The organism is Achromobacter sp. RW408, from assembly GCF_003184165.1.
Classification (GTDB): Bacteria; Pseudomonadota; Gammaproteobacteria; order Burkholderiales; family Burkholderiaceae_B; genus Achromobacter; species Achromobacter xylosoxidans.
In genome coordinates this window covers 77,225-98,356 of record NZ_QHHO01000049.1, presented here as the reverse complement: position 1 = coordinate 98,356, position 21,132 = coordinate 77,225, and the positions used below count along the sequence as shown (strand labels likewise).

The window sequence follows — 21,132 nt, the reverse complement described above, 5'->3', positions numbered from 1 at the left end:
CCGATGGGCAACGTTCAAGCGGAGATGAAGTCGCTCCAATGTTTTTCCGTTCTATCCGGAAGTACCGATGAATGCTCAGATCGCCCTGATACTCGGGCAGGATGGCATCACCAACGGCGCCATCTACGCGCTGCTGGCCTTGTCCATCCTGCTGGTCTTTACCGTTACCCGCGTGCTGTTCATCCCCCAGGGCGAATTCGTCGCCTTCGGCGCGCTCACCATGGCCGCGCTGCAGGCCGGCAAGCCGGTGCTGCTGGTGTGGCTGCTGCTGGCGTTCGCCCTGGCCGAGGCCGTGGCCGACCTGATGGCGCGCGCCAAACGGCCGGGACGCCGCGCGCCGCTGTGGCGCATCGGCGCCAAGGTGGTGTATCCGCTGCTGCTGGCCGCGCTGTTCTACCGCCTGCCGCTGGCGCAGCTGCCGATGGCCGTGCAGGCGCTGCTGACGCTGCTGCTGGTGGTGCCGATGGGCCCGCAGCTGTACCGCCTGTTCTACCAGCCGATCGCCTCGGCCTCGACGCTGGTGCTGCTGATCGTGTCGATCGCCGTACACCTGGCGCTGGTCGGCCTGGGCCTGCTGGCCTTTGGCGCCGAGGGCGCGCGCACCGCGCCGTTCAGCGACGCCAGCCTGGCGCTGGGCCCGGTCAACGTCAACAGCCAGGCGCTGTGGGTGGTGGCGGTGTCGGCGCTGCTGATCGTGGTGCTGTACCAGTTCTTCGAGCGCTCGATGTACGGCAAGGCCTTGCGCGCGGCCGCCTTCAACCGGCTCGGCGCGCGCCTGATGGGCATTTCGCCGGTGTTCGCCGGCAAGGCCACGTTTTTCCTGGCGGCGCTGATCGGCACCGTCTCGGGCATCCTGATCGCGCCCATCACCACCATGTATTTCGATTCCGGCTTCATGGTCAGCCTGAAGGGCTTCGTCGGCGCCATCATCGGCGGCCTGGTGAGCTACCCGCTGGCCGCCGCCGGCGCCGTGCTGGTCGGCCTGATCGAGGCCTTCTCCTCGTTCTGGGCCAGCGCCTACAAGGAGATCATCGTCTTCACGCTGATCATTCCCGTGCTGCTCTGGCGTTCCCTGAAAAGCCACCACGTCGAGGAAGAAGAAGAATGACCCCGCGCCACCTCGTCCTCGTGTTCCTGGCGCTGCTGGCGGCCGCGCCGCTGGCGTTGCCGCCGTTCTACGTCACGCTGCTGAACTACATCGGCCTGTATGCCATGGTGGCGCTGGGGCTGGTGCTGCTGACCGGCGTGGGCGGCCTGACCAGCTTCGGCCAGGCGGCCTTCGTCGGCGTCGGCGCCTACACCACCGCGCTGCTCACCACCCGCGCCGACGCCCTGCCCGCCTGGCTGGCGTGGTTGGGCGCCTCGCCCTGGCTGACGCTGCTGGCAGGCCTGCTGCTGACCCTGGTGGTGGCCTACCTGCTGGGCGCCATCACGCTCAAGCTGTCCGGCCACTTCCTGCCGCTGGGCACCATCGCCTGGGGCCTGTCGCTGTACTTCGCCTTCGGCTCGGTCGAGGGCCTGGGCGGCCACACCGGCATCCCGGACGTGCCCGCCATCAACCTGTTCGGCTGGTCGCTGACGCAGGGCGATGAGATCTACTACCTGATCTGGGCCTTCCTGCTGGTGGCCATGTGGTCGACCAGCAACCTGCTCGATTCGCGCGAGGGCCGCGCCATCCGCGCCCTCAAGGGCGGCCGCGTCATGGCCGAGTCCATGGGCGTGGACACGGCCCGCTCGCGCATGGTGATCTTCATCATCGCCGCGCTGCAGGCCTGCGCCTCGGGCTGGCTATACGCGCACATGCAGCGCTTCGTCAATCCCAACCCGTTCGGCCTGCAGATGGGCATCGAGTACCTGTTCATGACCGTCATCGGCGGCGCCGGCCAGGTGTGGGGCGCGCTGGTGGGCGCGGGCGTGTTCACGGTGCTCAAGCAGTGGCTGCAGGACTGGCTGCCCAAGCTGCTGGGCCAGACCGGCAACTTCGAGGTGATCGTGTTCGGCTTCGGCATGGTGCTGCTGCTGCACCGCTTCCGCGGCGGCCTGTGGCCGGTGCTGGCGCGCTGCGTGCCGGTGCGCAAACGCCAGCGCCAGATCGACAGCCAGGCCGAACCGCTGCCGCGCAAGCCCATGCCGCCGCGCGGCGAGGTGGTGCTGAAGGCGGTCGACGTGACCCGCAAGTTCGGCGGCCTGGTCGCCAACAACGCCATGAACCTGGAGATCCGCGCCGGCGAGATCCTGGCGCTGATCGGCCCCAACGGCGCCGGCAAGAGCACCATGTTCAACCAGATCTCGGGCGTGGACACGCCCACCTCCGGCCAGGTCACGCTGCTGGGCCAGCAAGTGGCCGGCGCCGGCGCACGCCGCATCGCCCGCCTGGGCCTGTCGCGCACCTTCCAGCACGTGCGCCTGCTGGGCCGCATGAGCGTGCTGGAGAACGTCGCCATCGGCGCCCACCTGCGCGGCCATCGCGGCGTGCTGCCGGCCGCCTGGCGCCTGGACCGCGCCGAGGAGGCCCGCCTGCTGGCCGAGGCGGCGCGCCAGGTCGAGCGCGTCGGCCTGGGCAAACACCTGCACGACGAGGCCGGCTCGCTGGCGCTGGGCCAGCAGCGCATCCTGGAGATCGCGCGGGCGCTGGCGTCGGATCCCTGCATCCTGCTGCTGGACGAACCGGCCGCCGGCCTGCGCTACCAGGAAAAATGCGAACTGGCCGAGCTGCTGAAAAAGCTGCGGGCCGAGGGCATGGCGATCCTGCTGGTCGAGCACGACATGGATTTCGTGATGGGCCTGGTGGATCGCGTGGTGGTGATGGACTTCGGCGAGAAGATCGCCGAGGGCCTGCCTGCGGAGATCCAGCACAACCCCGCGGTGCTGGAAGCCTATCTGGGCGGAGTGGAATGATGAGCGCGAAACTGCTGGAAGTGCGCGACCTGCGCGTGGCCTACGACAAGGTCGAGGCCGTCTCGGGCGTCAGCCTGTCGGTGGACGAAGGCAAGATCGTGACCGTGATCGGCCCCAACGGCGCCGGCAAGACCACGCTGCTGTCGGCCATCATGGGCGTGCTGCCCTCGCGCGGCGAGATCGTGTTCGGCGGCAAGCGCCAGGAACACGCCGAGATCGAGGAAATGGTGGCGGCCGGCATGAACCTGGTGCCGGAAAAACGCGAGCTGTTCGCAGAGATGTCGGTGGAGGACAACCTGATGCTGGGCGCCTTCGACCGCTTCCGCCGCGGCCTGCGCGACCAGGACCAGACGCTGGCCGAAGTCTACGACCTGTTCCCTCGCCTGCGCGAACGCCGGGCGCAACTGTCGGGCACGCTGTCCGGCGGCGAACGCCAGATGCTGGCGGTGGGCCGCGCGCTGATGGCCAAGCCGCGCCTGCTGATGCTGGACGAGCCCAGCCTGGGCCTGGCGCCGCGCATTGTGCGCGAGGTGTTCCGCATCGTCGAGCAGTTGCGCGGCATGGGCGTGTCGATCCTGCTGATCGAACAGAACGCGCGCGCCGCGCTGCAGGTGGCCGATTACGCCTACGTGCTGGAGACCGGCGCGGTCACCCTGGAAGGCCCGGCCGCGCAGGTGGCGGAGGACCCGCGCGTGGTCGAGGTGTACCTGGGGTTGGGGCACGCCACGGCGGCGTCGGCGTAGCCGCGGCCAAGCGGACGGGCGCGGGCCCGCCCCGCGCCGGCATTTCCCGGGTGCTCAGGCAACGCCGCGCCGCCGGTCGCGGCGGTACAGCGCATAGCCCAGCGGCCACATCACGCCCACCATCAACCGCGCCCACGGGTTTGTCAGGCGGTAGGCCTGCAACGCCGTCGGCACGCCCGAGTGCTTCAGGTGCAGCCGGAAGCGCGTGTAGCGCGCGGCGGCCATGATGAATTCGCGTGGCCGGAAGCGGAAGAATTCCAGGTGGTGCTGCAGCATGTCCCAGGCCAGCAGGTACAGGCCCTGGGCGTTGTTGTGCACCGAGACCGCCCCCTGGCTGAGCCCGCCCGGGGTGTCGTGGTAAGTGCGCACGACCTGGTTGATGAAGCGGCTGAGATAGCCGGCCCGCGCGATCGCCCACCACACCAGGCTCTCGGGCACGAACCCGGCCACGTCTTCGGGGAACGGAAACCTGCGCAGGATGTCGGTGCGCATACAGCCGAACTTCTCGCCCTTGATGCGATAGCGGAAATACACGTCGACCGCGGTGCTGTCGAACACGTCCTGCGGATAGCGGTCGCCGACGATGCTGCCGTCCGGCCGCGCGCACAGGCCGGTGATGGCCACGTACGAATCGCGCCGCGCCGGCGGAATGGCGTCCCAGGCGGCCTTGAACGTGGCCAGCGCCTCGGGAGGCATTTCGTCGTCGCTGTCCAGCGCCACGACCAGTTCGCCGCGCGCCTCGCGCACGCCGCGATTGAATGCGGTTTTCTTGTGCTGGTTGTTCTGCCAGACGTAACGGATGGGGAAGGCGGCGCGCTGCTGCCAGTCGAGCACGGCTTCGTGGGTGTTGTCGGTGGAACCGTCGTCCACGATCACCCACTCGAAATCCCGGTAGGTCTGGCGGGAAAGCGATTCATACACCCGATGCAGCGTGCCCGCCCGGTTGTAAGTGGGGGTGAGGACGGTGAAAAACGTCGGCGTAGCGGTCATGCGAACTGTGCCCCTTTGCGATTTCCGGCAAACCGCTGCGGTCTTGGTCTGTGTGTTGTTTTCGCCTGAAGTTTAGGGGATATGCCTGTGCCAACTGATGCCATGGCATGCAAATTTGCAATCAAATCTGACAATGTGCGGATTTCCAGACGCTTCCTAGCTTCCGCTCCGGCCGTTGGGCACCTGCCCGGAGTGGCGTAAACTCGGGCGGCCCACACCGGAACGCCTATGGAAGCTTCGACCGTCCAGCTCAATGACATCGCCTTGTTCGTAGAGGTTGCCAAGCGCAAGAGCTTCAGCCTGGCCGCCCGGGCCCTGAACATGCCCACATCGACGTTGTCACGCCGTATCAACGAGCTGGAACGGGCGATCGGGCTGCGCCTGATCAACCGCAATACCCGCCGGCTGGACCTGACCGAGGCGGGCGCGGCCTACATGAGCCGCTGCCAGGGCCTGATCGACGAGGCGCGCCTGGCGCACGAGCAATTGCAGGCGTTGTCGGGGGGCCCGTCCGGCAATCTGCGGGTGTCGATGCCCTATAGCCTGGCGATCTGGCTGCTGCCGGAGACGATCAAGGATTTCACCGACCGCTATCCGGAGGTGGAGTGCGAGTTCGACCTGAGCATGATGACGGCATCGGACGCGCAGGGTACGCCGTTCGACATCGTGCTGCGCTTCGGGCGCGACGGCGACTATCCTTCGGCCGCCGCGGACAACGGCAATGGCGCCGCGCCGGTGCCGCGCAGCGATGGCGCGGTGGTGCAGGAGCTGGTGTCGCTGGACAATTACCTGTATGCATCGGACCGCTATCTGGAGCGCTTTGGCGAGCCCAAAACGCCGAGCGACCTGATGCAGCACCAGTGCCTGCGCACCACCATCGACGACGCCCATTCCTATTGGACGCTGCACAACGGCAAGGTGACCGAGCAGGTGCCGGTGAGCGGCCATCTGGCCGCGAACAACATGAGCATCGCGGGGACTTTCGCGGGGCTGGACCTGGCGATCACGCGCATGCCGCACTGCCAGGCGCTGGATCCGATCATCAAGCGCAATTCGCTGCGGCGGGTGTTGCCCGGGTGGTCGGTGGATCCCATTTCGATCTACGTGGTGTATCCGTCGAGTATTCAGCCGGCCAAGACGCGGGCGTTCATGGATTTCATTCGGCCTAAGTTGGGGCCGGCTGAGTAGTCTTCGTTTTTGGGCGATGCGGGTTCTTGAGCCGCGCGTGGCGGGATCGGCGGGGGATGGCGGGGCTACGATTGCGGTCCGGAGCCTTCGCTCCGGACTACCCCTGCCTCAACCTCGTACGCCTTCGGCTCCCTTCGGTTTCCGGCGGGCGCATCTACACGCCCCGCCATCCCCCGCCGATCCCGCCACGCGCTCACGATGAGACTTGGCGTCGGGCGTTGGGGCGGTCGGCTTGCTTGGCGTGCAGGTGACTATCAGGAGTGGAGCGGAGGAGCTTGCGGGGGCCGCCTCAAACCGGCCGCGCGGGCGGCCTTTTGAGGCTTACGCGGTGTCTTGCGTCGGGATGATGGCGCTCTCGCGTGTGCGAAGGGGCCAATCAGCTGGCCTGTTGATGCATGTCCTGCACACGGAGCGGACCGAAAGAGGGCTTACCAAGCCAAATACGTCCCTATTTTTTGGCGTTCCCGGCTCTCCAGGCAAGCCCCCCAAATTGGCACCCTCGCCACTTTCAGGCTAGAATGCCGAGTTACCCAATTTCCCCGCCAGCCCAGTTTCCGGTTGTGCGGCCGGGTCGAAGACACCCGCAAGCCAAGCTTGAAGGCGGCTTCGCCCCGCTAATTCGATTTCCGCAAATTCAACAGGAGAATCAACATGGCTGAACGCAAACGCGTGCGTCGCAACACCCTGGAACGCCGTTGCCTGGGCAAGGCCTTCAAGCGCTTGTTCGTCAAGTCGCCCAAGGGTGTGTTCAAGATGCTGGAAAAGATCAAGCGCGTCTAAATGACACGCGGGCCGCGCCAGGTTCCTGGCGTGCCGCCTGATCGAAAAAAATCCCCGCCGGTGCGAACCGGCGGGGATTTTTGTTTGGGCCGGCGGTTGGGCCCGGCTGTCGGGACGCCCCTGCCTCAGGTCCGCAGCCTGGCCAGCACCTGCTCCGCCCGCGGCAGGGGGTCGACGGCGCCATAGCCCAGCGTCGACAGCGCCGCCGCCACGTTGGCGTAGCGCACCGCGTCGGCCCAGCCGTCGCCCTGGCAGCGGCGCGCCAGCAGGCTGCCGGCGAAGCAGTCGCCGGCGCCGGTGGCGTCCACCGCATCCACGCGCAATGCCGCGACCGGTGTGCGGGTCTTGCCGTCGTCGATGATGGAGCCGTCCTTGCCCAGTTTCAGCACCACCACGCCGGTCGCGCCGGCGTCGCGGATCCAGTCGAGGGTGCGCTCGGGGTCGTCGTTGCCGGTCAGGTGCTGCATGTCGTCCATGCTTGGCAGGAACAGGTCGGCGTGGCGCAGCGCCTCGCGCAGTACGGCGCGGGCCCGGTCCAGCGGCCACAGGCGCAGCCGCAGGTTCGAATCCAGGCTGACCTGCACGCCGGCGGCGCGGGCGCGGGCAATGGCGGCGAAGACCGTGTCGCAGGCGCTGGTGCTGATCGCCAGGCTGATGCCGGAGACGTGCAGGAAGCGGGCGCGTTCGATCAGGCCGCCGTCGAGGCTGGCGGGAGTCATGAGGCTGGCGGCCGAGCCACGTCGCAGGTAGCTGAAGGCGTGGCCGTCGGGGCCGTGCTGCACGAAGTACAGGCCGGTGTGTGCATTGGCGTCGACCTCGACGCCCGAGGTGTCCACGCCCTCGTCGCGCCACAGCGCCAGGAACTGCGCGCCGAAGGCGTCGTCGCCCACGCGGGTCAGGTAGGCGCAGCGCGCGCCCTGGCGTGCCGCGGCGATGACGGCGTTGGAGGTGTCGCCGCCGAAGCCTTGCAGGTATTGGCGCTGATCCTGGCTGGTCTGGTTCAGTTCGACCAGCGGCTCGCCCAGCGCGACGATGTCGAAATCAGCCATGGGCGGCCTCGCGGGTGCGGGTGATCTGGGCCACCAGCGCGGCGGTGTCGCGCGCGGCGAAGGCGGCCTTGTCGTAAAGGTTGCTGCCGATGCCGACCAGGCCGGCGCCGGCGGCGAAATAGGAAGCCATGTTCTCGGCGGTAACGCCGCCGGTGGGGCAGAACACCGTGTCCGGGTAGACCGACTTCAACGCCGCCAGTTGCTTGGGGCCGCCCGTGTCGGCGGGGAACACCTTGACCACGTCGACGCCGGCGCGGCGCGCGGCCAGCACTTCGGTGGGCGTGAAGGCGCCCAACAGGCACAGGGCGTCGGCGGCGTGCGCCAGGTCGACGATCTCGCAGGCCAGGGCCGGCGACACCAGGAAATCGGCGCCGGCCACCAGCGCCTCGCGCGCCTGGGTTTCATCCAGCACCGTGCCCACCCCCAGCAGCAGCGCGGAGCCATGCTTGTCGCGCAGCGCGCGCACCAGATCGGTCACGCCGGGAATGGTCCAGGTCAGTTCGAGGGTGGTGCAGCCGGCGGCCACGGCCACCTCGGCGGCATAGGCCGCGGTGGCGGCGTCCTGGTAGCGCAGCACAGGCACCACCCGCGCGGCGAGCAAGGCGTCGAGTTTCGAGGCAAGAGGAGCAGCGGTCATGGCATTCCTTTCGGGGCGGATCGTTCAGGCGCCGCCGGATGGCAGCACGGCAAGTTTGGCCGTGGCCGCATCACGCAGCCGCAGCAGGGGTTCGATATAGGCGGACTGCGGATCATCGCGGCGCCGGAACAGCAAGGTGCTGATGCTGACGCAGGCCACCGGGTGGCCCGCGGCATCGCGCAGCGCCACGCCGTAGCAGACGATGCCGGGCTCGTTTTCCTCGTTGTCCATGGCGTAGCCGCGCGCCGCCGTTTCGGCCAGGGCCGCGCGCAACGCGGGCAGGCTCGCCAGCGTGCCGGGCATGCGCGATTCCAAGGGCAGATCGCGCAGCAGGGGTTCGCGCGCGGCATCGCCCAGCGCCGCCAGATAGGCCTTGCCCACCGCGCTCGAATGCAGCGCCACCGCCGCGCCCACGCGCGAGGCCATGCGCACCGGGCCGGGGCTTTCAAGCTTGTCGATATAGACCATTTCCGTGCCGGCCGGCACCGCCAGGTGCACGGTTTCGCCGGTGGCGTCGCGCAGCGCCCGCAGGTCGGCCGCCAGCGTGGCGCGCAGGTCGAACTGCGACCAGGCGCGGCTGGCCAGCGACAGCAGGCGGGGTCCGAGGCGGTAAACGCCGTCGGTCTCGGCCACCATGCCCTGCTCGGCCAGCGCCGCCACGATGCGGTAGACCGTGGGCCGCGGGTAACCGCAGCCGCGCGCCAGCGCCGCCGCCGTGGGCGGACTGGGCGCGTCCGCCACCGCCTGCAGCACCGTCATGAATTTGGCGAACGCCGCGGCGCCCGCCACCTTGGATTCCGACACCATCACCCCCATCTCGGGAAGATGCCCAGCGTTAACAATGCCCGTGCAGAATGCGGGCCGCTCGAAGCAAATCGCGCTAATTTCAGACGAATCTGCGATACTGTTTATTTGTACAGCAGCGGAGCGCATGATTGACCACATTGTGGACACATGCCTCACGATATAGGCAATTATTCCACATCGCCGCGCCCGGAACCAGCCACAGGCCGCCGTCCGGGGCCGCCTCCTCCCTCAGGCTACGATACCGTCCATGAGCTCCCAAATCCGCATCGTTGGCGCCCGCCAGAACAATCTCAAGAACCTGGACCTGACCATCGCCACCGGCGAACTGGTGGTCGTGACCGGCGTGTCGGGGTCCGGCAAAAGTTCGCTGGCCTTCGACACCCTCTACGCCGAGGGCCAGCGCCGCTACGTGGAAACCTTCTCGCCCTATGCGCGCCAGTTCCTGGACCGCATGGACAAGCCGCAGGTGGATCGCATCGAAGGCATCCTGCCTGCCATCGCCATCGACCAGACCAACCCGGTGCGCAGTTCGCGCAGCACGGTCGGCACGATGACCGAGCTCAATGACCACATCAAGCTGCTGTTCGCGCGCGGCGCGCGCCTGCACTGCCGCGGCTGTGGCAAGGTGGTGCAGCGCGACACGCCGGAATCGATCCACCGCTCGCTGGCCGAACGCTCGGCCGCGGCCGGCGATCCGCGGCTGGTGGTGACCTTCCCCATCGCCGTGCCGGCCAACTTCACCGAAGACGAAGTGCGCGGCTTCCTCGAACAGCAGGGCTATACCCGCGTGCACGCCGAGGAAACCGCCGTGCCGAACGCCACCGCGCCGGCCAAGGGCGCCAAGAAGGAAAAGGGCAAGGCCAAGGCCGCCACCGAGGAACGCCGCATCCTGCACGTCATCCAGGATCGCTTCCGCTTCGCCGGCACCGAACGCGAACGCGTGATGGAAGCGCTGGATACGGCACTGCGCATGGGCGCCGGCCACCTGGCCGTGTACGTCATGGACGCCGAGGGCGCCGACGCGCACATCTGGAAGTACAGCGACCGCCTGCACTGCGCCGACTGCAACATCGAATACACCGACCCGCTGCCCAGCAGCTTCTCGTTCAACTCGCCGCTGGGCGCCTGCGAGGCCTGCCGCGGCTTCGGTCGCGTGATCGGCATCGACTTCGGCCTGGTCATCCCCGACGAGAACAAGACCCTGCTGGAAGGCGCCATCAAGCCCTGGACCACGCCCTCGTACAAGGAATGCCAGGACGACCTGCAGAAATACGCGCCGCGCGCCGGCATCCCGCTGGGCGTGCCGTGGAAGAGCATGAGCGAGGAGCACAAGCGCTGGGTGCTGTACGGCACGCCCGACTGGAAGGGCGGCAACGACGCCTGGAAGCACCAGTGGTACGGCGTGCAGCGTTTCTTCGACTGGCTCGAGACCAAGTCGTACAAGATGCACGTGCGCGTGCTGCTGTCCAAGTACCGCAGCTACACCCCCTGCCCCACCTGCAACGGCGCGCGCCTCAAGCCCGATGCGCTGCTGTGGCGCCTGGGCACCAAGGCCGAGGCCGACAGCGTGCTGCCGCCGGAAGACGGCCGCTACAAGCGCTTCATGCCGGTCGGCGCCAACTGGAGCCGCGAGCAGCTCGACAAGCTGGACGGCCTGTCGATCCATGACGTGATGCTGCTGCCGATCGAACGGGTGCGCGCGTTCTTCGACAAGCTGTCATTCGAAGGCGCGCTCGACGCCGCCACCGACCTGCTCATGACCGAGGTGCGCGCGCGCCTGAAGTTCCTGTGCGACGTCGGCCTGGGCTACCTGACGCTGGACCGCCAGAGCCGCACGCTGTCCGGCGGCGAGGTGCAGCGCATCAACCTGACCACCGCGCTCGGCACCTCGCTGGTGAACACGCTGTTCGTGCTGGACGAGCCGTCCATCGGCCTGCACCCGCGCGACATGCACCGCGTGGTCGAGGTCATGCACCGGCTGCGCAACGCCGGCAATACGCTGGTGGTGGTGGAGCACGACCCGCAGGTCATGGTGGCCGCCGACCGCATCATCGACATCGGCCCCGGCCCCGGCGAACGCGGCGGGCAGATCGTGTTCGACGGCACGCCGGCGCAGTTGCGCGCGGCCCGCACGCTGACCGGCGACTATCTCGGCGGACGCCAGCGCGTCGAAGCGCCGCGCCCCATGCCGGTGGCGGCCAACACGCCGCGCCTGCTGCTCGAAGGCGTCAGCGCGCACAACCTCAAGAATGTCTCGGTCGAGCTGCCGCTGGGCCGACTGGTGTGCGTCACCGGCGTGTCCGGCTCGGGCAAGTCGACGCTGGTGCAGGACGTGCTGTTCCCCGCCCTGCTCAAGCAGAAGGGCAAGCCGTCGGAGGCGCCGGGCGCCTTCGAGCGCCTGCTGGGCGCCGAGCAGATCGCCGACGTCGTCATGGTCGACCAGACCCCGATCGGCAAGACCGCGCGTTCCAACCCGGCCAGTTACGTGGGCGCGTTCGACGCGATCCGCAAGCTGTTCGCGCAGGCGCCGCTGGCGCGTGAACGCGCCTACACCGCCGGCACCTTCAGCTTCAACGGCGGCGACGGCCGCTGCCCCACCTGCGGCGGCACCGGCTTCGAACACGTCGAGATGCAGTTCCTGTCCGACGTCTACCTGCGCTGCCCCGATTGCGACGGCAAGCGCTTCCGCCCCGAAGTGCTGGAAGTGCGCGTCGAGCACCTGGGCAAGAGCGCCTCGATCGACGAGGTGCTGGAAATGACCGTGAGCGAGGCGCTGGAGTTCTTCAAGGGCCTGCGCGACGTGCAGACGGGCCTGGCGCCGCTGGCCGACGTCGGCCTGGAATACGTGCGGCTGGGCCAGCCGGTGCCGACCCTGTCGGGCGGCGAGGCGCAGCGCCTGAAGCTGGCCGGTCACCTGGCCGAGGCGGCGCGCAGCGGCATCTCCACCGCCAAGGTCGCCAAGAAAGGCAGCCTGTTCCTGTTCGACGAACCCACCACCGGCCTGCACTTCGATGACGTCGCGCGCCTGATGCGCGCCTTCCGCAAGCTGCTGGCCGCGGGCCACACGTTGCTGGTCATCGAACACAACCTGGACGTGATCCGCGCGGCCGACTGGCTGATCGACCTGGGCCCCGAAGGCGGCGACGCCGGCGGCCTGGTGATCGGCGTCGGCACGCCGCAGGACCTGATGGCCAACCCCGCCTCGCACACCGGCGCGGCGCTGCGCGACTACGAAGTCAGCATCCTGCCGGCCGACGTGGTGGTCAGCAGCGACATCGACGCGCAGGAAGCCGAGCAGGCCGGCCTGACGGCCCGCATCGCCGAGCCGACTGCCGCCTATGGCGCCGGCGAAGGCACGCCGCTGCAATCGGTCATGCGCAAGCGCCGCCAGGACAACATGGCGATCGAGATCCGCAATGCGCGCGAACACAACCTGAAGAACGTCAGCGTCGAGATCCCGCGCGACAAGTTCACGGTGATCACCGGCGTGTCCGGCTCGGGCAAGTCGACCCTGGCCTTCGACATCCTGTTCAACGAAGGCCAGCGCCGCTATCTCGAATCGCTCAACGCCTACGCCCGCGCCATCGTGCAGCCGGCCGGCAAGCCGGATGTGGACGCCATTTTCGGCATCCCGCCCACCGTGGCCATCGAGCAGCGCACCAGTCGCGGCGGCCGCAAGTCGACCGTGGCCACGATGACCGAGATCCACCACTTCCTGCGGCTGCTGTACGTGAAGCTGGGCACGCAGTACTGCCCGGACTGCAACGTCGCGGTCGAACCGCAGAACACCGACCAGATCGTGGCGCGCCTGCTGCGCGAGCGCAAGGGCGAGCACATCGGCCTGCTGGCGCCGCTGGTCACCGCGCGCAAGGGCTACTACACCGACCTGGCCAAGTGGGCTGGCTCCAAGGGCCACACGCACCTGCGGGTCGACGGCGAATTCATCCCGGTGGCGCCGTGGCCGCGCCTGGACCGCTACAAGGAACACACCATCGAACTGCCCGTGGCCGACGTGGTGGTCGACCCGGCCAACGAGGCCGACCTGCGCGCCGCGGTCAAGAGCGCGCTGGAAAACGGCCAGGGCGTGATGTCGGTGGTGTGGCCGGTGGACAAGCTGCACGAGGCGCTGAACAGCGAACTGCAGCAGCAGCACTTCTCGGTCAAGCGCGCCTGCCCCTCGTGCGGCACCAGCTTCCCCGAGCCCGATCCGCGCCTGTTCTCGTACAACTCCAAGCATGGCTGGTGCACCGGCTGCTTCGGCACCGGCCTGCAACTGCAGGGCTTCGACGAAGAACAGACCGGCGAGGAAACCGCCTGGAACGCCTGGTACGAGGGCGAGGCCAAGGTCTGCACACAGTGCGACGGCCAGCGCCTGAACCGCGTCGCGCGCGCCGTGCGCTGGCGCGACAAGTCGATCGCCGAGCTGGCCTCGCTGCCGGTGTCGGACGCGCATACTTTCTTCACCGGACTGGTGGCGCGCGGCCGCGAAGGCGAGATCGCCCGCGACATCCTCACCGAGATCCGCGGCCGCCTGAACTTCATGCAGGAAGTCGGCCTGAACTACCTGGCGCTGGACCGCGCCGCCCCCACCCTGTCGGGCGGCGAGGCGCAGCGCATCCGCCTGGCGGCGCAGCTGGGCTCGAACCTGCAAGGCGTCTGCTACGTGCTGGACGAGCCCACCATCGGCCTGCACCCGCGCGACAACCGCATCCTGCTGGACGCGCTGGCGCGCCTGGAAGGCAACGGCAACACGCTGGTGGTGGTCGAGCATGACGACGACACCATCCGCCGCGCCTCGCACATCATCGACATCGGCCCCGGCGCCGGCATCCGCGGCGGCCGCGTGGTGGCGCAGGGCAGCGCGCAGGACCTGATCGACGCGCCCGAATCCGTCACCGGCCGCTACCTGGCCAAGCCGCTGCAGCACCCGCTGCAAGGCCGCCGTCCGGTCGAGGCCGACACCCCCATGATCGAGATCAAGGGCGCGCGCCTGCACAACCTGCGCAGCGTCGACGCCAAGATCCCGGTCGGCCGACTGAGCGTGGTCACGGGCGTGTCCGGTTCCGGCAAATCGACGCTGGCGCGCGAAGTGCTGCTGGACAACCTGATGCAGGCCGTCTCGCAGGGCAAGGCGCCCGGCTGGGCCGGCTGCGAAAGCATCAAGGGCTGGGAAGCGATCGACCGCGTGCTGGAAGTGGACCAGACCCCGATCGGCAAGACGCCGCGTTCCTGCCCGGCGACCTACGTCGGCTTCTGGGACGACGTGCGCAAGCAGTTCGCCGACACGCGCGAAGCGCGCATGCGCGGCTGGACCTCGGCGCGCTTCTCGTTCAACACCGGCGACGGCCGCTGCCCGATCTGCGAAGGCCAGGGCATGCGCACCATCGAAATGAACTTCCTGCCCGACGTGAAGGTGCCGTGCGACGCCTGCAACGGCGCGCGTTTCAACAGCGACACGCTGAGCGTGCAGATGCGCGGCAAGAACGCCGGCGAGCTGCTGGCCATGGAAGTCGATGACGCCATCGAATACTTCGCCGCCCATCCCAAGATCCATCGCCCGCTGCAACTGATGCAGGACGTCGGCCTGGGCTACCTGACGCTGGGCCAGCCGTCGCCGACGCTATCCGGCGGCGAGGCGCAGCGCATCAAGCTCGTGACCGAGCTGTCCAAGGCGCGCCTGACCGACGGCCTGATCAAGACCGGCCGCGCCTCGCGCATCCCGCACACGCTGTACGTGCTGGACGAGCCGACCGTGGGCCTGTCGATGGCCGACGTGGAAAAGCTGATCCACGTGCTGCACCGCCTGGTGGAGGCCGGCAACACGGTGGTGGTGATCGAGCATAATCTCGACGTCATCGCCGAGGCCGACTGGCTGCTGGACCTGGGCCCCGAGGGCGGCACCGGCGGCGGCAAGCTGGTGGCGCAGGGGTCGCCGGAACACGTCATGACCTTGCGCGACCACTCCCACACGGGCCGGGTGCTGACGGAGTTCCTGGCACAACAGTAAAGAGCGTCATGCATTGTCGTTTTGAAGACCGGCTGGCCGGCCGCGCCCTGCGGCTGGACGGCTTCCTGGCCCGCATCGAGGCGCGCGCGGCGGCCGAGGTCGGCCCCGCGCTGGCCGCCATCGACGCGGCGCGCCAGCGCGGACACTGGGTCGCCCTGCTGCTGGACTACGAACTGGGCGAATGGCTGCTGCCGGAAGCCACCCTGCCCGCGCCCGCCGGGCCCTGGACGCCGCCGCGCGACGACGGCCGGGCGCGCCTGACGGCCCTGGTATTCGAACGCAAGATCGACGAAGCCCCGTGGGACGCGCCAGCGGCCGACAGCGCGCCGGGCGCCCTCAGCATCCCCGCGCCGCGCATGACCGAGGCCGGCTACGTGCGCCAGATCGACGCCATCCGCGAACTGATCGGCGCCGGCGAGCTGTACCAGGTCAACTACACCCAGCCGCTGGACGTGCAGTACCAGGGCAACGCCGCCACGCTGTACCGCCGCATCGCCGCCCGCAATCCGGTGGCGCACGGCGCCTATATCGAGGACGGCGCGCGCACGGTGCTGTCGTTCTCGCCAGAGCTGTTCGTGGCCCGTCGCGGCCCGCGACTGACCACCCGGCCGATGAAGGGCACCGCGCCGCGCCACCCCGATCCGGCCGAGGACCAGCGCCTGGGCCAGGCGCTGCTGGCCAGCGACAAGAACCGCGCCGAGAACCTGATGATCGTGGACCTGCTGCGCAACGACCTGGGCCGGCTGGCCGAGCCCGGTTCGGTCAAGGTCGAGGCGCTGTTCTCGCTGGAACGCTATCCCACCGTCTGGACCATGACCTCGACCGTGTCGGCGCAGGCGCCGCGCGCCACGCTCGAGGACGTGCTGCGCGCGCTGTTCCCGTGCGGCTCCATCACCGGCGCGCCCAAGGTCGCCGCCATGCGCCGCATCCGCCAGATGGAGGCCGCGCCGCGCGGTCTGTATTGCGGCAGCATCGGCTGGCTGGCGCCGGACGGCGACTTCTCGCTCAACGTGGCGATCCGCACGCTGGTGCTGGATGCGGCCGGCCATGGCGTCTACAGCGTCGGCGGCGGCATCGTGCACGACTCCGATCCGGCCGAGGAATGGCAGGAATGCCACTGGAAGGCCCGCATCCTGCGCGCCTGAGTGCGCAATCCGTGGCCGCGGGGTAGGATAGACCCCGGCCCCGCCCTCCTTCGCCCGCCGTTTACCAGGAGCCCGCATGCAACCCGAACTGATCGAGACCATCCTGGTCGACGCCGAGCGCCGCGTGCCGCTGCTGGCGCGCCACCTGCACCGCCTGGAGCATTCCTGCAAGGCGCTGGGCTACACCTGGGGCGGCAATGCGGTGCAAAGCGACATCATGATCGCCGCGCTCAGCCTGAACACCCCCGGCTCGCACCGCCTGCGCCTGTTGGTCGCGCGCGACGGCAGCCGCCACATCCAGACTGCCATGCTGCCGCCGTTGCCGGCGGCGCAGGAAATCATGCTGGCTCCCGAGGCGCTGCGCTCCTCCGAACCGCTGCTGCGCTACAAGACCACCTACCGGCCCTGGTACACCAAGACCATCGAATGGCTGCCGGCCCATCCGCACATCTTCGACCTGGTCTACCTGAACGAACGCGGCGAGCTGTGCGAAGGCAGCCGCAGCAACGTCTACCTGCGCCTGGATGGCGACTGGTACACGCCGCCGGTCGACAGCGGCTGCCTGCCCGGCGTGCAGCGCGCCGAACTGCTCGATACCGGCAACGTCAGCGAACGCGTGCTGACCCTGGCCGACCTGCACGCGGCCGACGAGATCCGGCTGTCCAACGCCCTGCGCGGCTGGTTCAAGGTCACGCTGCGCGAAACCTGAATCCCGCCGCGCCGGGCGGTGAGTACGCGGTCCCCTAATCCGCGAACTGCTCCACCACCACCTGCCGCAGCCACTGGTTGGCCGGCTCGCGGTGGTTGCGGGCGTGCCAGAACACGTTGATGACGGACTCGGGGATCTTCACCGGACAGGGCGCGGTGGCCAGGCCGAAGGGCTTGCAGGCGCAATCGGCGAAGCGCCGCGGCACCACCGCGATCATGTCGGTGGCCTGCAGCACCGGCCCCACCGCCATGAAATGCGGCACCGTCAGGCGCAGGCGCCGGCGGATGCCGGCCTGCTCGATCACCTGGTCCACCACCCCGTGGCCGGTGCCCTCCGACACGATGGCGACATGCTCGGCGGCGCGGAACTGCCGCGCCGACACGCCGGTGCGCGCCAGCGGATGATCCTCGCGAAAGATGCACACATAGGGCTGGCGGAACAGCCGGCGCTGGAAGAAACCGTGCTTCAGGCCCGGCAAAAAGCCCATCGCCAGGTCGATGCGACCGCGCTCCATCTCGTCCTTCACGTCGATCGAGGTGGTGCGCACCGTGCGGATGGTGACGCCGGGCGCGGCATCGTCCAGCGCCCGCATCAGGCGCGGCAGGAAGTAGGTCTCGCCGACGTCGTTGACGCCGATGACGAAGGCGCGCTCGCTGCGCGCAGGATCGAAGCTGGCGCGCGCATTGAGCGTGCCGTGCAGCGCCGCCAGCGCGTCGGCGATCGGCTGCGCCAGCGCCTCGGCATAGGGCGTGGGCACCATGCCGCGCGAGGTGCGCAGGAACAGCTCGTCGCCCAGCAGTTTGCGCAACCGCCCCAGCGCGTTGCTGACCCCCGGCTGCGAGATGCCCAGGTTCTGCGCCACCGCCGACACCCGGCCGTGCTTGCACAGCTCGTTGAACACGACCAGCAGGTTCAAGTCCATGTCTTGCAGGTTCATGCTTGTCTCCACCAATATTTATTTTGGTGATTGTTGTCATCATCCAGATTCTATTTATTTATTTCACACCCTGGCCGATGATGCAACAAACGCCTGCGCCGATGTCGCGCAGGCTCCGATGGATGAAGGAGACAACCATGCGCCATCCCCCCGTCACGCCCTGTAGGCGCGGCCGCCTCGCCGGAGGCCGCCGATGAACACTCCCCTGGATAGCGCGCCGGACGCGATCGCCGGCGCCGCCGCCAACTCTGCCTGCCCCGCCAGCGCCGCCCGCGAACAGCCGCTGTCGTTCATGCCCCCCTGGCAGGGCGACGGCAGCCACCGCATTCCCTTCGGCGTCTACACCGACGCCGCCCTGCACCAGCGCGAGCTGGAGCGTTTCTTCTACCGCGGCCACTGGAGCTACGTCGGCCTGGAAGCGGAAATCCCCAATCCCGGCGACTTCAAGCGCACCGCCGTGGGCGAGCGTTCCGTCATCCTGCTGCGCGACAACGACGGCCAGGTGCGCGTGGTGGAGAACGTCTGCGCCCATCGCGGCGTGCAGTTCTGCCGCGAACGTTCCGGCAACCGCAGCGAGTTCGTCTGCCCCTACCACCAGTGGAACTACGACCTGCAGGGCAACCTGATCGGCGTGCCGTTCCGCCGCGGCGTCAAGCAGGACGGCCGCGTCAATGGCGGCATGCCGCCCGATTTCAAGCCGGAGGATCACGGCCTGACCAAGCTGGCCGTGGCCTGCCGCAACGGCGTGGTGTTCGCCTCGTTCGACCACGACGTCGAGCCGCTGGAAGACTACCTGGGCCCGGACATCCTGCACTACTTCGACCGCGTCTTCGACGGCCGCCAACTGGTCATCCACGGCTACAGCCGCCAGCGCATCCCGGGCAACTGGAAGCTGATGCAGGAGAACATCAAGGACCCGTACCACCCCGGCCTGCTTCACACCTGGTTCGTCACCTTCGGCCTGTGGCGCGCCGACAACCGCTCGGAACTGAAGATGGACCGCCATTTCCGCCACGCGGCCATGATCTCGACCCGCGGCCAGGGCGGCAAGGGCAGCGTCACCAGCGGCGTGTCCAGCTTCAAGGAACAGATGACGCTGAACGATGACCGCTTCCTGGACATCGTGCCGGAACCCTGGTGGAACGGCCCCACCGCCGTGCTGATGACGCTGTTCCCCAGCGTCATCATCCAGCAGCAGGTCAACTCGCTGTCCACGCGCCACATCCAGCCGGTCGGCCACGACGCCTTCGACTTCGTCTGGACCCACTTCGGCTTCGCCGACGACACCCCCGAGATGACACAGCGCCGCCTGCGCCAGGCCAACCTGTTCGGCCCGGCCGGCTTCGTCTCGGCGGATGACGGCGAGGTCATCGAGTTCTCGCAATCGGGCTTCGCGCAGAAGCCCTGGCACCGCAGCGTGGCCGAACTGGGCGGCAAGACCGCCGAGAACACCGACCACATGGTGACCGAAACCCTGATCCGCGGGATGTACGCCTACTGGCGCCGCGTGATGGAAGCGGAGGCGTGAACATGCTGGACTTTCCCCTCTACTACCAGTTGACCCGGCTGTACGCCGACTACGCCGCCGCGCTCGACGCCGAGCAATGGGAGCAATGGCCGGAGTTCTTCCTGGAGGACTGCGTCTACAAGGTGCTGCCGCGCGAGAACCACGAGCGCGGCTATCCGCTGGCGACCATGTCGTTCGAGAGCCGCGGCATGCTCAAGGATCGCATCTACGGCGCCACCGACACCATCTTCCACGACCCCTACTACCAGCGCCACGTGGTCGGCGCGCCGCGCGTGCTGTCGGTGCAGGGCGACCGCATCGAATCGGAAGCCAACTACGCGGTGTTCCGCACCAAGCCGAACCAGCTGACCACGGTCTACAACGTCGGCCGCTACCTGGACGTGATCCGGCAGACGCCCGACGGGCTGAAGTTCGAGTCGCGCCTGTGCATCTTCGACAGCGAGCTGATCCCGAATTCGCTGATCTACCCCATCTGACCAGGACACCAAGACATGAGTACGAACTGGATCAAGGCCATCGCGCTGGCCGACGTGCCGGACGAAGACGTGATCGCCGTGCAGGCGGGCGACCGCGAGATCGCGCTGTACGGCGTGGAAGGCAACGTCTACGCCACCGACAACCTCTGTACGCACGGCAATGCGCGCCTGTGCGACGGCTTCCTGACGGGCCACGAGATCGAGTGCCCGCTGCACCAGGGCCGCTTCGACGTGCGCGACGGCCGCGCGCTCTGTTCGCCGCTGCGCGACAACCTGGCGACCTATCCGGTCAGGATCGAGGACGGCGTGGTGTTCGTGGCGCTGTGACCCGGGCGCGGCGGCGTTCCGTGACGGGCCCGTCGCCGCCCAGCTAGCCTTGCAACGCCAGCCGCAAGGCCTCGTTGGCGGCCGCCATGCCCATGGCCGCGGTCACGGTGACCACCGAGCCATAGCCTGCGCAGGACAACCCCTGCGGCGCCACGGCCTGCGCCGAGGCGCCCATATCGTCCTCGGCCTCGGCCTGCCGCGTCCATTCATCGGGCAGGATGGCGGGCTGATCGAACCACAGGGCATGAATCCCCATCTTCGGCACGCGCTTGAGCGCCTTGCCATTCTTGTCCGATGCGCGCGGAAACCCGTGTTCGCGCCGCAGCTTGTTGCGCAGCTTGGACAGCAAGGCGTCATTGACCGCGGCCGACAGGTCGCCGGCGCGCAACGCCAGCGGATCGGTCTTGCCGCCGGCGCCGCCGCACAGCAGCATCGGAATCCCCAGCGCCCGCGCATGCAGGATCATGGCGATCTTGGCCGCGGCCTGGTCGGTGCAGTCGATGATGGCGCTGTAGGGGCCGGGCAGCACTTGCGCGACGTTTTCCGGAGAAACGAAATCGTCCACACGGGTCAGGCGACATTCGGGATTGATGGCCAGGACGCGTTCGGCCATGGCATCCACCTTGGATTGTCCCAGGGTCTGCGTCAGGGCGTGGATCTGCCGGTTGACGTTGGATTCGGCGATGTGGTCCAGGTCGATCAGCGTCAGGGCGCCGACGCCGCAGCGGGCCAGCGCTTCCACCGTCCACGAGCCTACGCCACCCAGGCCGGCGACGGCGATGTGGGCGTTCTGGAGGCGGGCGGGAGCGTCGGGGCCGTAGAGGCGGGACAGGCTGCCGAAGCGGCGGGCGATGTCGGCTTTTTCTTCTGGAGCGGTCATGGGGGGTATTTTATATGGGCGCGCGTCGGGC

Annotated in this window: 18 protein-coding genes; 12 read left to right on the top strand and 6 right to left on the bottom strand. The window is 68.5% G+C overall.

The features are described 5' to 3' along the window. Positions 1-67 precede the first annotated feature (67 nt). The 3 genes from DK459_RS19930 to DK459_RS19920 are packed head-to-tail and all read left to right on the top strand — an operon-like array spanning position 68 to position 3,641. Complete coding sequence (locus tag DK459_RS19930; protein ID WP_054439471.1) at positions 68-1,108, top strand: branched-chain amino acid ABC transporter permease; 1,041 nt, start codon at positions 68-70, stop codon at positions 1,106-1,108. Then, positions 1,105-2,898: an ATP-binding cassette domain-containing protein gene (locus tag DK459_RS19925; protein ID WP_054516694.1), complete on the top strand. Its 1,794-nt coding sequence runs from the start codon at positions 1,105-1,107 to the stop codon at positions 2,896-2,898. The genes DK459_RS19930 and DK459_RS19925 overlap by 4 nt, the downstream gene beginning before the upstream one ends. Then, the gene (locus tag DK459_RS19920; RefSeq protein WP_035183829.1) at positions 2,898-3,641 is read left to right on the top strand and encodes an ABC transporter ATP-binding protein; all 744 of its coding nucleotides are present in this window, start codon (positions 2,898-2,900) and stop codon (positions 3,639-3,641) included. Before DK459_RS19925 ends, DK459_RS19920 begins: the two co-directional genes overlap by 1 nt. A gap of 54 nt (positions 3,642-3,695) precedes the next feature. Here the strand turns inward: DK459_RS19920 and DK459_RS19915 are convergent, their stop codons facing one another. Next, positions 3,696-4,631, bottom strand: coding sequence for a glycosyltransferase family A protein (locus tag DK459_RS19915; protein ID WP_054447008.1), 936 nt, complete (start codon positions 4,629-4,631; stop codon positions 3,696-3,698). A gap of 228 nt (positions 4,632-4,859) precedes the next feature. Here DK459_RS19915 and DK459_RS19910 point away from each other — a divergent pair, with 228 nt between their 5' ends. Continuing rightward, entirely contained in the window at positions 4,860-5,819 is a 960-nt protein-coding gene (locus DK459_RS19910; RefSeq protein WP_024067838.1) for a LysR family transcriptional regulator, read from the top strand. Positions 5,820-6,470: 651 nt separating this feature from the next. Further along, the gene (locus DK459_RS31140) at positions 6,471-6,599 is read left to right on the top strand and encodes a hypothetical protein (RefSeq protein ID WP_006226408.1); all 129 of its coding nucleotides are present in this window, start codon (positions 6,471-6,473) and stop codon (positions 6,597-6,599) included. Positions 6,600-6,724: 125 nt separating this feature from the next. Here the strand turns inward: DK459_RS31140 and DK459_RS19905 are convergent, their stop codons facing one another. The 3 genes from DK459_RS19905 to DK459_RS19895 are packed head-to-tail and all read right to left on the bottom strand — an operon-like array spanning position 6,725 to position 9,101. After that, entirely contained in the window at positions 6,725-7,648 is a 924-nt protein-coding gene (locus DK459_RS19905) for a sugar kinase (RefSeq protein WP_054471261.1), read from the bottom strand. After that, entirely contained in the window at positions 7,641-8,285 is a 645-nt protein-coding gene (locus DK459_RS19900) for a bifunctional 4-hydroxy-2-oxoglutarate aldolase/2-dehydro-3-deoxy-phosphogluconate aldolase (RefSeq protein WP_110135013.1), read from the bottom strand. Before DK459_RS19900 ends, DK459_RS19905 begins: the two co-directional genes overlap by 8 nt. Before the next feature lie 24 nt (positions 8,286-8,309). Further along, complete coding sequence (locus DK459_RS19895) at positions 8,310-9,101, bottom strand: IclR family transcriptional regulator (protein ID WP_053498301.1); 792 nt, start codon at positions 9,099-9,101, stop codon at positions 8,310-8,312. Positions 9,102-9,339: 238 nt separating this feature from the next. On the opposite strand from DK459_RS19895, the gene uvrA reads away from it, so the two are divergent. The 3 genes from uvrA (at position 9,340) to DK459_RS19880 (ending at position 16,953) form a co-directional block, all read left to right on the top strand. After that, positions 9,340-15,099 (top strand): excinuclease ABC subunit UvrA, encoded by a 5,760-nt coding sequence (gene uvrA / locus DK459_RS19890; protein ID WP_020925020.1) that lies wholly within the window; start codon positions 9,340-9,342, stop codon positions 15,097-15,099. Positions 15,100-15,107: 8 nt separating this feature from the next. Beyond that, positions 15,108-16,244, top strand: a complete 1,137-nt coding sequence (locus DK459_RS19885) for an aminodeoxychorismate synthase component I (RefSeq protein ID WP_110135012.1) — start codon at positions 15,108-15,110, stop codon at positions 16,242-16,244. A 76-nt stretch (positions 16,245-16,320) separates the two neighbouring features. Further along, positions 16,321-16,953, top strand: a complete 633-nt coding sequence (locus DK459_RS19880; protein ID WP_024067832.1) for an aminotransferase class IV family protein — start codon at positions 16,321-16,323, stop codon at positions 16,951-16,953. 34 nt (positions 16,954-16,987) lie between these two features. On the opposite strand, the gene DK459_RS19875 is transcribed toward DK459_RS19880, so the two are convergent. Then, positions 16,988-17,890 (bottom strand): LysR family transcriptional regulator, encoded by a 903-nt coding sequence (locus tag DK459_RS19875; protein ID WP_006388935.1) that lies wholly within the window; start codon positions 17,888-17,890, stop codon positions 16,988-16,990. On the opposite strand from DK459_RS19875, the gene DK459_RS30635 reads away from it, so the two are divergent. The 4 genes from DK459_RS30635 to DK459_RS19860 all read left to right on the top strand — a co-directional run bounded on the left by DK459_RS30635 (position 17,889) and on the right by DK459_RS19860 (position 20,221). After that, on the top strand, positions 17,889-18,056 hold the full coding sequence (locus DK459_RS30635; protein ID WP_153228280.1) for a hypothetical protein: 168 nt from the start codon (positions 17,889-17,891) through the stop codon (positions 18,054-18,056). The two genes, DK459_RS19875 and DK459_RS30635, sit on opposite strands and share 2 nt — an antisense overlap. Before the next feature lie 126 nt (positions 18,057-18,182). Beyond that, positions 18,183-19,418 (top strand): aromatic ring-hydroxylating dioxygenase subunit alpha, encoded by a 1,236-nt coding sequence (locus tag DK459_RS19870; protein WP_053498310.1) that lies wholly within the window; start codon positions 18,183-18,185, stop codon positions 19,416-19,418. A gap of 2 nt (positions 19,419-19,420) precedes the next feature. Then, entirely contained in the window at positions 19,421-19,894 is a 474-nt protein-coding gene (locus DK459_RS19865) for a nuclear transport factor 2 family protein (protein WP_049053759.1), read from the top strand. A gap of 15 nt (positions 19,895-19,909) precedes the next feature. Further along, complete coding sequence (locus DK459_RS19860; protein ID WP_024067829.1) at positions 19,910-20,221, top strand: non-heme iron oxygenase ferredoxin subunit; 312 nt, start codon at positions 19,910-19,912, stop codon at positions 20,219-20,221. A 43-nt stretch (positions 20,222-20,264) separates the two neighbouring features. Here the strand turns inward: DK459_RS19860 and DK459_RS19855 are convergent, their stop codons facing one another. Beyond that, entirely contained in the window at positions 20,265-21,101 is an 837-nt protein-coding gene (locus DK459_RS19855; RefSeq protein WP_054443185.1) for a ThiF family adenylyltransferase, read from the bottom strand. Positions 21,102-21,132: the final 31 nt, after the last annotated feature.